Genomic DNA, 13,746 nt, shown 5'->3' with positions numbered 1-13,746 from the left:
CTCGTGACCGTAATCTTCGAGAACTTCAGCGACATCGCCGACGTGCCGGTGAACGGGACCGTCGAGTTCTGGCGACCCGGCGAACCGTCCGGCGACACCGACGGCCCTGGCATGACCTACAGCGGTCGCGTGTACGTCGCGGTCACAGCCGGTGTGATGACAACTCCCGACCTGGACCCTGGCCCGGCGCGCGTGATGGTGCGGCTCGGTGAGTGGGGGCCGCCCCGCGACATCATCATCCCGGACTCGGACGAGCCGGTGCAGTTGCGTCCGCTGTTCGCACAGTACGAACCCGCCGACCCACCCGTCGTGTCGGAGGCGTGGGCTGCGGCGCGCGCCGCGGAGGCCGCACGAGACGAGGCGGTCGCGACCGCAGCCACCATCAGCGACATCGCCGACGATGTCGCGCAAGTCGCGGCGGATAGGGCGGCAGCGGAAGCTTCGGCGACCGCGGCGGCTGGATCGGCCACGGCGGCAGGCGCGGCCCGCACCGACGCTGAGTCGGCGGCGGACGCGGCGGCCGGTGCACAGTCGGCAGCGGCGACCGCGGCCAGCGATGCGGCGGCCGACGCGACAGCGGCCGACGCGGCCCGCGCGGCAGCGGTCACCGCGCGGGACGAGGCTGTCGCAGCAGCCGAGAGCGTCGAGGGCGTCCCCGCCGACGTTGCGCAGGTCGCTTCGGACCGCGCTGCGACCGAGGCCGCGGCCACGGCGGCGGCGAACTCGGCGACGGCGGCGGCCACCGCGCGCACTGCGGCGGAATCGGCACAATCGGCAGCGTCGACCTCGGCGGGCACGGCGTCGTCGGCGTCGGGCGCCGCTGTTTCCGCGCGCACTGCGGCGGAATCGGCGCGCGACGCCGCCGTCACTGCGCGGGAGGCGGCGACGACCGCGCGGGCCGATGCCGAGTCGGCGGCGGCAACCGCGGCGAGCGCCGCCAGCGATGCGGCGCAATCCGCCCTGGACGCAGCGGAGTCGGCAGCCGAAGCTGCGGCGGGTGGTGTGCAGACCTCGCGTCTGATCGCGACCGGCTCCGGCCTTACCGGCGGCGGCGACCTCGGCGCAGACCGCACAATCGCGATCGCGGCCGACGGCGTCACCGCGGCGCACGTTGCCGACGGCGCTCTCCCACAGTCGAAGGTCGGCGCGACCGGGCACCTCACCACGGCGATCGAGGCGCGGCAGCTCGCCAGCGAGAAGGGGCAGCCGGCCGGATACGCGTCACTCGACGGGACCGGCAAGGTCCCCGCCGGGCAACTCCCGGCGAGTGCCCCGGCGGCGCACACGCACACGCTCGCCGAGATTTCCGACGCGACCGCGTTCGGCCGGTCGCTGGCGTCGACGGTCGACGCTGCCGCGGCCCGGGACCTGCTCGATATCGAGGCGGGCGGCACGCCGGTCCTGCGCACGTTGTCGTTCGGCAACGGTGGCCAGGGCTACTACTCCAGCACGGTCAGCTCGACCGCGGGGTCCTTCCGGGTACAGGTGAAGCTCAACACCACCACCTCGCGGTGGCGGCTGCGTATCCGCAACTGGGACAGCATCGCCAACGCCAACAAGAGCGCCCTGACCGGCAAAACGGTGGTGGTTGGTGTGCACTCCACACCGAACGGTGCCGACACCGGCAACTTCGCTGGCGGTGCCGGGACCACGGTGCTCGGCACGGATTTCACGATCCCCGGCGACGGCACCTACTACGTGTCGCCCTGGTTCGACGACCCGGCCGCCCAGTTTCAGGAGGGCGTGGACCATCTGCTCGCCATCGCGTTCACCGGCCCGTCCGGCACCGTGCAGAACGGCAGCGGCCGGGCGTGGGTGTGGGCGAACGCCACATCGGCCGTGGACCCGGCAGTCACCGCGGGCGCGACTGTGGCGTCCGTGCCGACCACCTGGACCGTCGAGTACGAGACGCTGACCACCAAACCGGCGTGGCTGTTCATCGGTGACAGCATCATGGAAGGTCTGTCGGCACCGCGCGCCGGAGCGATCGGCCCCGCGAACTCGAATCTCGCGTACCCGCATCACTGGGCGTCGATGGCAGGTGCGCTGTCGCAGAACATGGCGCTGTCGAACACGTTGGCGCAGTCGTGGGCGAACCCGTCGTATCACCAGTGGTCGCGCATGACCACTGTCGGCCCGTGGGACGGTGCGGTGGTCGGGCTCGGTTCCAACGATGTCGCAGCGAGCCGAACTGCCGCGCAGGTGCAGGCCGACATCACGTCCATCGTGAACAACACGCGGGCGATCATCGGCGCGGGCAAACCGATCTACGTCGTGAACATCATGCCGCGCGCGCTGTCTACACCGGAGGCGCAGCGGCTCGCCGTGAACGACTGGCTCGCGACGTTGCAGCTCGACGCAGTCACCGTCGTCGACTTCGACAAGCCGCTGCGCGGGTCCTCCACTTCCGCGTTGGATGCGACCATGGCGTCCTCGGACGGGATTCACCCGTCGTGGGCGGGAAAGATGCTGCTCGCCAACCTACTTCGCCAATACCTGCCGACGGGCTGAGTCGGTGCGTGGTTGCGATCAGGCGGGAACGGTCTTCCGCCACCGCCTGATCGTCGCCTCGCTCACGCCAACACGGCCCGCGATGGCGTAGTTCGACAGCGTGGTGGTGCGGATCAGAAGCTCGGCGGCCGTGCGGGGCTCGACGTCGGCCACCTCGTGCTCGACGGCCTCGGCTTCCGGTGTCGTCGCCTCGGCGGTCTGCGGGTCTTCGGCGATCTCACGGTTCTCAGCGAGGGGAGTCGGGGCAAGCGTGTCGTCCGGGAGTGTCAGCGAGGCGGCGGCTGGCTCGTCTTGCTGCGCCCGCGGTGCTGGTCGGGCGAGGATGACGGTCAGGTGGGTGACCGCGAGGAGCGCGATCGGCGGCACGAGCGCTACGGCTGCGGCGACCTCGGCAACGACGGGGCCGGGCGGCAGCACGGCATGAATCACGTTCCCTGCGATGGATACCAGGGCGCCCGCGCCGAGTAGGACCCAGGCGTAGGCGGAGCCTCGGAGGGCGACGACGGCGACTGTGGCAACGACGATCAGGCCGTCGACGATGAGGGGCCAGGCGATCGGGTAGGCGACGCCGCTGCGGGCGGCGAGGTCGGTGAGTGCGGCGAAGCTGAGGATGAACGACAGCGCGGCGATGCCGATGGTGCCTGCGACGGCAATTCGGGCAGGGGCGGTCATGGGTTGGTTCCTTCGGGTTGGTGGCCGTGGCGGCGGCCGTCACTTCCTGATGATCGGCGATCCGGGGCGGTTCTCGTGCCACTCCCGGACTGCGGAGGGGAGCCACAGCGGGGTGCTGCCGATCTTGGTCACGGGCTTGGGTGCGGGGTGGTCCTTGGCCGGCCTGTAGATGTAGCTGCGCCAAGTGACCGGTGCTACGCCGATGTAGTCGGCGCACTGCTTCGCAGTCCACAGCTCATCCAGTTTGTATTCGGGCATCGTGGTTGCTCCTCTGCGGGGCGATCATGCCGTGCTTCGCGCGGTGTCGGGTGCGCTGACCACACGGCCCGGGTTGAGGATGTCTTGGGCGCGGGTCACAGCCACATAGCTCAGCATGAGTTCGTCGGCGAGTGCGCGGCGGGCACGCCGTGTCACTCCAGGGTCACCGGAGCGGTGTGCTTCCGCGAGGCGGTCGCGCGCGCCGTCCAGGTGGACGGCGAGGTCGTCGGCGAGCCGAACTCGACTCCACTCGCGCCCCTTGCTCTTGTGCGCGGTCACGACGAGAACGTCGGCCAGGCGCTCGTCGACGACACCGCCGAGTGCGGCCCGCAGCTTGTCGATCCCGTGGCGTTCGATCAGGTCGACGAGTGTCTTCCAATCGGCGGCGTCGGTCGCTTCCTCCGCGTACTCGACGACTTGCCCCCATGAGGTGAAGGCGGCGAGGTCTTCCATCAGGGCGGGGCGGCCCTCCTTCAGGGCGGCTGCGGAGTCGATGAACGCCAGCGCGTAGCCGGTGTCGGCCATCAGGTGTACGCGGGCACCGGATTCCAGCAGGTCGATCACCTGTTGCAGGGCGCCAGCGTTGGTGCGGCACAGGATGGTGTCGTAGTCGGGGTGGGCGCGGTCGATCGTGCTGGGTCGTCCGGGGTGGCCGGTGAGTCGGAGGTCGTCGCCGAGCTCGGCGAGAAGTTCGTTCGCGGCGGCGGCGACGACTTGGCCGAATCGCCACGACTGAGTGAGACGGCCTTCAAGACTGCCCGCGAACCCTTCCATCGCGTTCTCAGCGCCGGTGAACCGGTAAATGCTCTGGGCCGAGTCACCCACGTACACGCGGTGCAGGTGTTCTTGTTCGGCGATGACGGCCGCGAGGACCGGGCTGGTGTCCTGTGCCTCGTCGAGGAACAGCGCCGCGCCGGGGCGGCCGAGCCTCGGATGCTCCAGTGCCCAGAGCTTGAGATAGTGGCTGTGACCGAACGCGACCGCAGTGCCCTCCGGGTTCTGGATATCCGCCCACACCTTGCGCGCCCAGGGGAGCACGTGCTCCGCCAGGGCGCGGTTGTTGGTGTAGTCGCCGTCGCCGTCCAGACCCTTCATCGGCGGCACGTGGAAGACGGTCATCTCGTCGTCGGCGGTCTTGCAGAATCGGTCGATCGTGGCGAGTGCGTGGCGGGCGATCTTCCGGTCGTCGAGCCAGCGGCCTTTGCCGTCCGCGGTCTGGATTCCGGTTCCTGCGATGCCGAGGGCTCGGGCGGTCTCGTGGAACGGGACGCGGCGACTCCTCCGCATCTTCGGAAGAAGGTCGGCGTGGCGAGTGTTGCGGATTCCCTTGTACGCCAAGGCGTGCGCGGTGCTGGCCGTGATGCAGCTCGGCATCTTCCGCCCGGCTTCGTCGGCGATGCTCCGGTTGAACGCGAGGTAGAGGCCGAGTCGATTTTCCCGCTGGAGGATGTCGGCGAGCTGGATGAGGGTGGTGGTCTTGCCGGTCCCAGCTCCGGCGCGTACCCGCAGCGGTTTGCCGGTGCGGAACAGGTCGTGGATGTGCAGTTGCTCGGCGGTGGGCGCGAACGTGCTCATGGGTTGGTTCCTTTTCGGGCCGTGGCGGCGGCCGTGGTGCGCCGGACGTCGGCAGGTTGCTGACGTCCGGCGGGTGATTCGGTGGAGGGTTAGAACGCGGCGTCGATGGCGTCGTCGATCTGGGCGGCGGTCGCGCCCTCGGCTCGGGCGGCGGCCTTGGCGGCGCTGAGTTCGTCGAGCAGGGCGTTGACGTTGCGCGGCGCGGCCTGCGCTTCGTGTGCGGCGTCGAGCTGCGCGGTGAGGGTGGTAATCCGGTCGAGCGTCGTGCTCACGTTGGTTCCTTTCGTGCGGGGTGGCGGCCCCGGTGGTTGATACCCCACGTATCGTACATTGCTTCGATGTACGAGATGAGCAGGTAAAACTAGATCCTAGTGTGATTTACGTCATATCAAATGGTCTGCGCAAAGCGCTCGATGTACCGTAAAACGTGCTCTGACCTGGTAAATCCCGTCTCGGCGAACTGGATTCAGGCGGCGGTCGCGAGCACAGTTCCCCCGCAGTCGATTCGATGAGAGGAAATGGCTACACCCAGGGCTACACCCCGACGAATGCCTCTGCGGCTGAAATGCGAAACCCCCTGTCGCACAGGGGGTTTCGGTGGAGCCGATGACGGGAATCGAACCCGCGCTGTCTGCTTGGGAAGCAGAAGTTCTACCATTGAACTACATCGGCAGTGTGTCGCTCGCGACTTTATCAGACCGGGGTCCGGGCCGGTCAACTCTGTTACTCGGGAGGATCGGGCCGACCGGCCCGATCCCGCTCACGTGCTGTTCGCAGCTCGGCGATCTCCCGCTCGAGGTCCTCCGCCACCACCGAAGAAGCGGCGATGGTCTCATCGGACCGTCCCCGGGAGCCCCGGGCGTACCACTCCCTATCACTGTCGGGCGCGTAGCGGCCGGTAGCTTTCGCGAGAACGAGCCAGAGATGGCGCACAAGCATGGCTACGGCGATCACGACGACGGCGACGATGGATTTGACCATCGTGCCGTAGAGCACCGCGCCGACACCTCCATCACTCGATGCCAACGATAAGGCGAAGGCGCCCCCGAGCAAGCACGCAAAGACCAAGGGCGGCAACCACACCGGACCGAACTTGTTCGCCATCGCCCCCTCCCCGAGAATCCGCCCGCGCAAGCCCCGCGGGCATCGGACGCGCAGTGCCAGTTTACAGCGCGGTCCCGGGTACCTCCTGGACGAATCTCCTCCGAACCGAGAAACGCGCTGCTCATACGCCTTGGCTCGGGCACCGCGGGCCGGGACGTGCTTTTCTGCGCGGCTCACGCATGACACCAAGCCTTCGCGGTGGCGCCGCGCACCACGCGGGCCGGGCCCGGCGAATCAAGAGCTACCGAAGTGTCATGGTGGAGGGGTGACTTCCGAATCGGATCGGCGTTCGCGGGTGGCGGGGGTGCTGGTCGCGAGTGGGGTGCTGCTCGTGGCGTTCTTGGCGGTGCTGACGCGCAGTGTGGTGGCGGGCAGCGGGTTGGCGGCGGCCGATCCGGACGTGGCGCAGTGGGTGGTGGTGCGGCGCAACGGGACGCTCACGACGCTGGCGGCGGCGGTGAGCGATCTCGGCAGCACACTGGCGATGACGATCGTGGTGATCGTGACCTGCGGTGTGCTGCTGTATTGGCGCGATCAGCTGGGGGCGGTGCTGGTCGCGACCGCGGGGATCGGCGCGGGGTTGATCGTGACGATCGGCAAGCGGGTGATCGGGCGGGAGCGGCCGCCGGTCGCGGAACGGCTCGCGGTCGAGTCCAGCCTGTCGTATCCGTCGGGGCACAGCGCCGGGTCGTTCGCGGTGATCGGGATCGTCGCGATCGTGCTCATCCCGCTGTTGAGTCGCGCGGCGGCGCGGATCGCGGCGGCGGTGCTCGCGGCGTTGTTCGTGTTCAGCGTCGGTTTGTCGCGCGTGTACCTGGGGATGCACTGGCTCACCGACGTGCTGGCCGGGTGGAGCGTGGCGGCGCTGTGGTTGCTGCTGTGCGTGTGGGCGTTCTTTTCGATCGGATGGCGTCCGGCCGAGGTCCGCGCGGACACCCGGGCCTGAGCCGCCCGCTACAGTCGGGGCGTGTCACGCACGAAAACGGTCTCGGGCAGCATCGTCGTCGCCACCGACCCGGAAACGGTCTACGACCAGGTCAGCGACGTCACCCGCATGCACCGGTGGAGTCCGGAGAACACGGGCGCCCTGGTCGCCGAACCGGGCGTGCCCGCGCGGGTGGGCGACTGGTTCGTGGGCACCAACCGCCGTCGCGGCGTCCGCTGGAGCACCGGCTGCGAGATCATCGCCGCCGAGCGCGGCCGCCGCTTCACCTTCCGCGTCCGCCGCTACGGGGTCGGCGCGAAACCCGCCCTCCCGGTCGCCATCGCCACCTGGGAGTACACCTTCGAACCGGTCCCCGAGGGCACCCTCGTCACCGAAACCTGGACCGACGACCGCCGCGGCTGGCCCGACCTCCCCACCCTCTGGTTCGACCGCCTCGTCACCGGCCACCCCGGCTTCGCCTCCTTCCAGCGCCGCAACATCCACCGCACCCTCACCAACCTGAAAACCGACCTGGAATCCGCGGACTGAGAGCCCGACCCTCACCCGCCACCGGCCGCTCTGCGACACCTAGTCGCTCTGGGCCCAGGCTGCTACCGGGAAGGTGAGGTAGATGCCGAAGTTGCGGAGGGGGGTGGAGTCGGCGATGGCGGCGTGGAGGGTGTCTACGCGAGGTTGGCGGGTGGCGGCTCGGGAGCCGAAGTACTTCGAGCGGATTTCGATGACCGCGTCGAGGGCGGAGCGATCGTAGGGGCCGCGAGGGTGGAAGCGGAGTTCGACGTCGCCGGGTTGGAGGTTGTGGTCGTAGGGCTCCTCCGGGCATTCGACAGCCAGGGAGACCAGATGGGGGAGGTGGTCGGCGAGGGCTTCGAGGGTGGATTCGGGGACGGAGGGGGCGTAGGTGACGTCGATCAGTGGCACGGTAGGAGGGTAGTCCCCTGTCCGCGTGGTGATTCGATAGCTGAGGGAGATCCCGCCCGGCGGCCGGCCGGGCGGGATCGGGGTGGTCAGCTGGCCACGTGGGCTACTTCCGCGGGTTCCGCGTGCAGGCGGCGGAACCTACTTCCTTGGAAGACAAGGGGTTCCAGGTCGTGGCGGGCGGCGAGGCGGGTGATGCGGAGGATGACGACGGTGTGGTCGCCCGCGGGGACGAGGGATTCGGTGGTGCCCTCGATCCAGGCGGTGGCGCCGTGGATGAAGAGGGCTTCGGCGGCGCCGCGGTGCAGTTCGGAGGCGCGGAAGCGGTCACCGTGGCGGGAGCCGAGGGCACGCGCCGCGTCGTGCTGGTCGGTGCCGAGCAGGCTCAGGCCCAGGTGCGAGGCGGCGGCCAGGTGCGGCCAGGTGGAGGAGCTGTTCTGCACGCAGAACGACACCAGCGCGGGCTCCAGCGAGACCGGCACGAAGGTGCTCACCGCGAGACCGTAAGGGGTGCCGTCCACTTCGGCCGCCACGGCCACGACGCTGCTCGGGAAGTTCGCGAACGCGCGCCGCAAACCCGTTCCGTCACCGGGGGTTTCGAAGAGATCATGCATGTTCCACCGCCTTGCCCGCGGCCAGCGCCTGCGCGACCGGCCGCCATCGTTGCGTGTAAGCGTCGATCGCGCCGTCCTCGGTGAAGGTGCGATCGGAGAGGTAGAGACCGGGAAGCGCGGCAGTCGCGCCGATCTCCACGAGGACCGGTTTGAGCAGCAGATCCGGCGCCAGCGCGTGCGCGGGCCCGGCGCCGAGCATCACCGGCACGGCCACCACGCCGGCCAGCCCCGTCCCACCCTCGAACTGTTCGAGGAAAAGCTTGAGCAGTCCGGTGTAGGTGGCCTTGAAGGTGGGGCTGGCGACGACGACCAGCTCGGACTCGCGCACGGTGCGCACGGCCGCGCCGACCCGCTCGTCACCCCAACTGAGCAGGGCGGGACCGAATTCGACCAGGTCGAGCACGGTGGGCTCCACGTCGGGGCGCAGCCCGCGCGCGACCAGGGTGCCCGCGTCGAGGGTGCGCGAGGCGGGTTTCGGATTGCCGACGACGACGGTCACTGTCACAGCCGATGTCCTAACTTGTTGATAGCCGGTCAGATCACGCCGTGTAGCGGCGGCGCGGAATCGTGCAGCACGGCGCGGCCGATGTGCTGGTACTTCCAGCGGACCGGGTCGTGCAGGGTGTGGGTGCGCGCGTTGCGCCAGAAGTGGTCGAGTCCGAGTTCGGCTGCCGCGCTGCGGGTTCCGCTCACCTCGAACAGGGCGGAGGAGACGTCGGTCGCCGCGCGGTCGGCGAGGACCTTGGCGGTGGCGACGGCCAGCGACGCGGAGGCGATCGGGTTCGGCACCGGAACGGTATCCACCGCCGACGGCCCGGAATCGGTAGTGTGTCGCGCCACTCGGGAGCCAGGATCCGCGGCATCTCCGGAAGCGGAGGAATCGGACCGTGCCGCGCGACCGGACGGAACCTGCGAGCCCGGCACCTCGGAAACAGCGGCGCCCACCGCCACCCCGGCCGCGGTCAACGTCGCCTCGGCCGCCGACACCGCCACCGACAACTCCCCGAACCGCTGGATCAACAGCGGATCGTCGATCGCCCGTGACACCCCCGCCTCGAACCACGGACGGCTCTTGCTCCGCACGAATTCCGTTGCGGCGCTGAGCGCTCCGCGCGCGATACCGGTGTCGATCGCAGCGTGCAGCAGCTGCGCGAACGCACCGTACCCGGTGGGCGCGTTCACCGCGCCCGCCCGCGCGACGAGCTGATCGCGATCCACCACCACACCGTCGAATTCGACGGTCCCGCTGCCGGTCGTGCGCTGCCCCAACCCGTTCCAGTCGTCCACAATCCGCACACCCGGGGTGTCGGCGGGCAGGTAGACGACGTACTCCCCAGCCGGCAACCCGCTCGCGCCGTCCGGATCGTCCAGCCGCGTGAGCACCGCCAGCAGATCCGCGAAAAGCGAACCGGTGCAGTAGTACTTGATCCCGTCGACGCGGAACCGATCCCCCACCGGACGCACGGTGGTCGAGATCTCGGCGACCGTGGCCCCGCCGCGCTCGGACTGCGCGTTCGCGATGCGCGCGCCGTCGAGCACCTGCGAGAAGTGCCGCTGCCGCTGCGCGTGAGATCCCGCCAGCCGCAACAGGTTCAGATACACGAAGTGGCTGTGCGGGATCTGCGCGATATTCGGATCGGCCGCCGCCAGCACCCGCACCACCTCCGCCACCGCGCCGGGCGGCAGGTCGGCCCCACCGTATTCGGCGGGCACGGTGACGGCGAGCAGTCCCGAAGCGGCCAACCGGTCCACTTCCGCGTGCGGCAGCCGCCGCTCCCGGTCGCGCTCGGCCGCGCCCTCGGTGAACTCCGCCGCCAGCGCCGCCGCCACGCGCAGAGCCTGCTCCGCCGACGTGATGCGGTCGGCGGCGACCGCGGTCATCAGCTCACCGCCGCGACCGGTTCGCGGGCGGCCTCGAGCTCGCGCACCAGCGGGAGCACCTTCTCGCCGAAGTACTCGATCTCCTCCTGGAAGTGCAGGAATCCGCCGAGGATCAGGTCGACGCCGAGCGCCTTGTAGGCCACGATCCGCTCGGCGACCTGTTCGGGCGTGCCGATGAGCTCGGTGCGGAAGCCGTCGTTGTACTGGACCAGATCCTCGAAGGAGGAGTCGGCCCACATGCCCTTGCGGTCGCTGGTCGAGGCGCCCGCCTGCTGCACCGCGTCCCGGAATCCCTCCACCGCGGGCTTGTTGGCCTTGGCGATGATCTCGCGCAGGGTGTCCTGCGCCTCCTTCTCGGTGTCGCGGGCGATGATGAAGCCGTTGAGGCCGAACCGCACCTCGCGGTGGTGTTCGCGGGCCACGGCGCGCACGTCCTCGAGCTGTTCGGTGACGCCGTCGAAGTCCTTGCCGTTGGAGAAGTACCAGTCGGCGTAGCGGCCGCCGTTGCGGCGCGCGGCCGAGGAGTTACCGCCCTGGAACAGTTCGGGATTGGGCCGTTCGGGGGTGTTCAGCGGCTTGGGCTCGAGCGTGAAATCGCGGATGCGGTAGAAGTCGCCGCCGTAGTTCACGTCGTCCTCGGTCCAGATCTTGCGGATCACTTCGAGGAATTCGGCACTGCGCCGGTACCTTTCGTCGTGCTCGAGCCACGGCTCGCCGAGCGCTTGGAATTCGCCCGCGAACCAGCCGGAGACGACGTTGATGGCGAAGCGGCCGCCGGAGAGGTGGTCGGCGGTCGCGCCGAACTTGGCCAGCACGGCCGGATGCCACAGGCCCGGGTGCACGGCGGCGATGACCTTCAGGCGCTCGGTGGCGCCCAGCAACGCGAGGCTGAACGAGGTGGACTCGTGCTGGAATTCGGCGCCGTAGGAGGCGGTGTAGCGGACCTGCGAGAGCGCGTACTCGAATCCGTTGTTCTCGGCCGTCTGGGCGAGTTTCTTGTTGTATTCGAAGTCCCAGCTGGTGCGCTGCTCGATATCGCTGGTCACCAGGCCGCCGCTCACATTGGGCACCCAGTAGGCGAATTTGATCTCGTCGGCGATCCGCTCCGTGCTCATGGCCGCTCCGTGGTTGTCTCGGGACTCGTTCGGATTGCCAGGCGTCCGCTACCCGGCTTTCTCCCAGTGCAACACCGGCCCGGCCGGCAGACGAGGGTTTGAATCTGTGCGATCGGATGCCGCGACAGGCACGGCGAACACCCCGCGCGGTGGTGACCGCGCGGGGTGTGCGTACGTCGGATCAGGCGCGGGCGAGCGCGCTGCCGTAGGTGGACCGGGCGAACTTGCCCGCCGGCGCGAACCTGGCGAGCAGATCGGCCGCGTTCTCCCCGGTGACGGCGGTGATGTAGTCCGCGGCGGCGTCCGGCGAGTCGATGCCGACGAACGGCAGCGGCCGGTGCAGCAGCCCGACCAGCGCCGAGGCGAAGCGCGGATCCACGGCCGCGGCGGCGAAGAACTGGTTGCCGATCTCGGCGAGGTCGGGGTCGCCGAGGAACAGCTGCGTCACCTTGCTCGCCGCGACGGCACGCGCGGCCAGGAACTCCGAGTACCTGGCGCGCAGCCACTCCTCGTCGAAGGCGCCCTCGTGCACGGCCGCCGCGGCGACCAGGCGCTGGGCCTGGATGAGCCCGCTCTGCGCGCCCTGGCCGGCGATCGGGTCGTAGGCCACCGCCGTGTCACCGAGCGCGCCCACCGCGTGACCGCCCGCCGTGCGGCCCACACCGACCCGGATGGCCGGACGCACCGCGCCCTTCAGCCACGAGTGCGGGTCCTCGGCGATGTTGCGGGTGGCCAGCACCTCCGGCAGGTCCCACTCGATGTAGTCGCGGTAGAGGTCGTGCACGATGCGCAACGCCGACTCGGCGGAATCGGCTGCGGCGAAACGCTTTTCCCAATCGCTGCCGGGCCGCGCCCAGCCGAGGAACGCCCAACTGGGGCCGGCGTCCTTGTGCAGGTACGGCCCCCACCAGCCCTCACCCTGTTCGGCGAGGATGGAGAACCCGCTGTGCGCGCTGCCTGCGACGCTGCGGTGGGCGAACACGTCCGGCCCGTGCTCCAGGCCGGTCACGGTGACGGTGAGCAGCGACCGCTGCGGCGCGTCGTAGGCGGAACGCTCGGTGTCGATGGGGAACAGCTCCGAGAGGCCGCCGCGCCCGGTGGCCACCAGCGTCAGGTCGTTGGCGGCGGCGATCGGATCGAGCGATTCGGGCGTCACCTGCTCCACCACGAACCGGCCGCCGCGCTCCAGGAACGTGGTGAGCCGTTCGTCGGCCTTGAGCCGGGTGTCGACCGCGACGCCGACGTAGCCGTCGAAATGGCCGTCGAACGCGATGAGTTCGGCCTGCTCCGGGCCCGCGATACGCACGCTGAGCCCGGTGTGGCGGGGCGCGCGCCCGGTGAAGTTGTCGAGGCCGAGCGCGGACTCGGCCTGCTGGGCCTCCCCGAATTCGAGCGCGGTGCCGGTGGCGGGCACATCGTCGCGCAGGGCGCGCTGATCGCGATCGCTGTAGAGGGTCACGTCGAAACCGGCGTCGAGGAGGCCGAGTGCCGCAGTGACGCCGGCCTGCCCGGCGCCGATCACCGCGGCCGAACGTGTGGAACGGGAAACGGAATTCTGCGAAGTCATTGTCGGATAGTGCGCCTCGCGGGCGCCGTGGCGCAGGGGTTGGGATCAGCGAGAATCAATGGGCAGACAGGGTTTCGCCGGCGCCTACCATCGCGTCATGTCCTTCACCGTGGAGAACCTGACCGGCGACCGTCCCGAACAGTACCGCCAACTGGCCGAACAGGCGCGCGCGCTGGTGGCGGGCGAATCCGACCGGATCGCCAACGCGGCCAACCTCTCGGCGCTGATATTCCACACACTGCCCGAATTGAATTGGGCGGGTTTCTATTTCCACGACGGCACGGAGCTGGTGGTCGGGCCGTTCCAGGGGAAGCCGGCGTGCGTGCGAATCGCGCTCGGAAATGGGGTGTGCGGCACCGCCGCCGCGACGCGCACCACGCAGGTGGTGGCGGATGTGCACGCGTTCCCCGGCCATATCGCCTGCGACGCCGATTCCCGCTCGGAAATCGTCGTCCCGCTCACGCGCGGTGCGGAACTGATCGGCGTTCTGGATCTGGACAGCCCGAAACCCGGGCGGTTCGACGAGATCGACCGGGTGGGCATCGAAGCGCTGGCGGCGATTTTCGTCGATTCGCTCGGGTGAGCGGC

The 13,746-nt window shown here is 69.6% G+C and carries 15 protein-coding genes and 1 tRNA gene; 4 read left to right on the top strand and 12 right to left on the bottom strand.

Annotation, left to right across the window (positions count from 1 at the left end):
- Nucleotides 1–3 precede the first annotated feature (3 nt).
- Nucleotides 4–2,511 (top strand): SGNH/GDSL hydrolase family protein, encoded by a 2,508-nt coding sequence (locus OHB21_RS09260; RefSeq protein ID WP_328438246.1) that lies wholly within the window; start codon nt 4–6, stop codon nt 2,509–2,511.
- An 18-nt stretch (nt 2,512–2,529) separates the two neighbouring features.
- Here the strand turns inward: OHB21_RS09260 and OHB21_RS09255 are convergent, their stop codons facing one another.
- The 6 genes from OHB21_RS09255 to OHB21_RS09230 all read right to left on the bottom strand — a co-directional run bounded on the left by OHB21_RS09255 (nt 2,530) and on the right by OHB21_RS09230 (nt 6,120).
- The gene (locus OHB21_RS09255) at nt 2,530–3,183 is read right to left on the bottom strand and encodes a DUF2637 domain-containing protein (protein ID WP_328438244.1); all 654 of its coding nucleotides are present in this window, start codon (nt 3,181–3,183) and stop codon (nt 2,530–2,532) included.
- 39 nt (nt 3,184–3,222) lie between these two features.
- Nucleotides 3,223–3,441: a hypothetical protein gene (locus tag OHB21_RS09250; RefSeq protein WP_195125095.1), complete on the bottom strand. Its 219-nt coding sequence runs from the start codon at nt 3,439–3,441 to the stop codon at nt 3,223–3,225.
- 24 nt (nt 3,442–3,465) lie between these two features.
- The gene (locus tag OHB21_RS09245; RefSeq protein ID WP_328438242.1) at nt 3,466–5,016 is read right to left on the bottom strand and encodes a UvrD-helicase domain-containing protein; all 1,551 of its coding nucleotides are present in this window, start codon (nt 5,014–5,016) and stop codon (nt 3,466–3,468) included.
- A gap of 89 nt (nt 5,017–5,105) precedes the next feature.
- Entirely contained in the window at nt 5,106–5,288 is a 183-nt protein-coding gene (locus OHB21_RS09240) for a hypothetical protein (RefSeq protein ID WP_195125093.1), read from the bottom strand.
- 326 nt (nt 5,289–5,614) lie between these two features.
- Nucleotides 5,615–5,688 (bottom strand) — tRNA-Gly (locus tag OHB21_RS09235).
- A 51-nt stretch (nt 5,689–5,739) separates the two neighbouring features.
- Nucleotides 5,740–6,120 (bottom strand): hypothetical protein, encoded by a 381-nt coding sequence (locus tag OHB21_RS09230; protein WP_147265821.1) that lies wholly within the window; start codon nt 6,118–6,120, stop codon nt 5,740–5,742.
- A 265-nt stretch (nt 6,121–6,385) separates the two neighbouring features.
- Here OHB21_RS09230 and OHB21_RS09225 point away from each other — a divergent pair, with 265 nt between their 5' ends.
- Together OHB21_RS09225 and OHB21_RS09220 are read left to right on the top strand one after the other, a co-directional pair.
- Complete coding sequence (locus OHB21_RS09225) at nt 6,386–7,066, top strand: phosphatase PAP2 family protein (protein WP_067503620.1); 681 nt, start codon at nt 6,386–6,388, stop codon at nt 7,064–7,066.
- A gap of 21 nt (nt 7,067–7,087) precedes the next feature.
- Nucleotides 7,088–7,594 (top strand): SRPBCC family protein, encoded by a 507-nt coding sequence (locus tag OHB21_RS09220; RefSeq protein ID WP_195125092.1) that lies wholly within the window; start codon nt 7,088–7,090, stop codon nt 7,592–7,594.
- Between the two features lie 39 nt (nt 7,595–7,633).
- Here the strand turns inward: OHB21_RS09220 and OHB21_RS09215 are convergent, their stop codons facing one another.
- The 6 genes from OHB21_RS09215 to OHB21_RS09190 form a co-directional block, all read right to left on the bottom strand.
- Complete coding sequence (locus OHB21_RS09215) at nt 7,634–7,984, bottom strand: hypothetical protein (protein ID WP_067503614.1); 351 nt, start codon at nt 7,982–7,984, stop codon at nt 7,634–7,636.
- 86 nt (nt 7,985–8,070) lie between these two features.
- Nucleotides 8,071–8,595, bottom strand: a complete 525-nt coding sequence (locus tag OHB21_RS09210) for a flavin reductase family protein (protein ID WP_195125091.1) — start codon at nt 8,593–8,595, stop codon at nt 8,071–8,073.
- A complete protein-coding gene (locus OHB21_RS09205) occupies nt 8,588–9,100 on the bottom strand; it encodes an NADPH-dependent FMN reductase (RefSeq protein ID WP_195125090.1) in 513 nt (170 codons plus the stop codon). Before OHB21_RS09205 ends, OHB21_RS09210 begins: the two co-directional genes overlap by 8 nt.
- Nucleotides 9,101–9,129: 29 nt before the next feature.
- The gene (locus OHB21_RS09200) at nt 9,130–10,476 is read right to left on the bottom strand and encodes an acyl-CoA dehydrogenase family protein (protein ID WP_195125089.1); all 1,347 of its coding nucleotides are present in this window, start codon (nt 10,474–10,476) and stop codon (nt 9,130–9,132) included.
- Nucleotides 10,476–11,591, bottom strand: a complete 1,116-nt coding sequence (gene sfnG / locus OHB21_RS09195; RefSeq protein WP_195125088.1) for a dimethylsulfone monooxygenase SfnG — start codon at nt 11,589–11,591, stop codon at nt 10,476–10,478. Before sfnG ends, OHB21_RS09200 begins: the two co-directional genes overlap by 1 nt.
- A 181-nt stretch (nt 11,592–11,772) precedes the next feature.
- Nucleotides 11,773–13,158 carry a styrene monooxygenase/indole monooxygenase family protein gene (locus OHB21_RS09190; protein WP_195125087.1) on the bottom strand — a complete coding sequence of 462 codons (1,386 nt, stop codon included), beginning with the start codon at nt 13,156–13,158 and terminating at the stop codon, nt 11,773–11,775.
- Nucleotides 13,159–13,255: 97 nt separating this feature from the next.
- Here OHB21_RS09190 and OHB21_RS09185 point away from each other — a divergent pair, with 97 nt between their 5' ends.
- Nucleotides 13,256–13,741 (top strand): GAF domain-containing protein, encoded by a 486-nt coding sequence (locus OHB21_RS09185; protein ID WP_067503593.1) that lies wholly within the window; start codon nt 13,256–13,258, stop codon nt 13,739–13,741.
- Nucleotides 13,742–13,746: the final 5 nt, after the last annotated feature.

Source organism: Nocardia puris, from assembly GCF_036051655.1.
Taxonomy (GTDB): domain Bacteria; phylum Actinomycetota; class Actinomycetes; order Mycobacteriales; family Mycobacteriaceae; genus Nocardia; species Nocardia puris.
The sequence above is the reverse complement of the archived record's forward strand: the minus strand, read 5'-3'. Positions and strand labels throughout refer to the sequence as shown.

What these genes read in the sequence shown, in the direction of transcription:
- OHB21_RS09255 (WP_328438244.1), bottom strand. Translation starts at nt 3,183, where the DNA reads ATGACCGCCCCTGCCCGAATTGCCGTCGCAGGCACCATCGGCATCGCC.
- OHB21_RS09250 (WP_195125095.1), bottom strand. Translation starts at nt 3,441, where the DNA reads ATGCCCGAATACAAACTGGATGAGCTGTGGACTGCGAAGCAGTGCGCC.
- OHB21_RS09245 (WP_328438242.1), bottom strand. Translation starts at nt 5,016, where the DNA reads ATGAGCACGTTCGCGCCCACCGCCGAGCAACTGCACATCCACGACCTG.
- OHB21_RS09230 (WP_147265821.1), bottom strand. Translation starts at nt 6,120, where the DNA reads ATGGCGAACAAGTTCGGTCCGGTGTGGTTGCCGCCCTTGGTCTTTGCG.
- OHB21_RS09210 (WP_195125091.1), bottom strand. Translation starts at nt 8,595, where the DNA reads ATGCATGATCTCTTCGAAACCCCCGGTGACGGAACGGGTTTGCGGCGC.
- OHB21_RS09200 (WP_195125089.1), bottom strand. Translation starts at nt 10,476, where the DNA reads ATGACCGCGGTCGCCGCCGACCGCATCACGTCGGCGGAGCAGGCTCTG.
- sfnG (WP_195125088.1), bottom strand. Translation starts at nt 11,591, where the DNA reads ATGAGCACGGAGCGGATCGCCGACGAGATCAAATTCGCCTACTGGGTG.
- OHB21_RS09190 (WP_195125087.1), bottom strand. Translation starts at nt 13,158, where the DNA reads ATGACTTCGCAGAATTCCGTTTCCCGTTCCACACGTTCGGCCGCGGTG.
- OHB21_RS09185 (WP_067503593.1), top strand. Translation starts at nt 13,256, where the DNA reads ATGTCCTTCACCGTGGAGAACCTGACCGGCGACCGTCCCGAACAGTAC.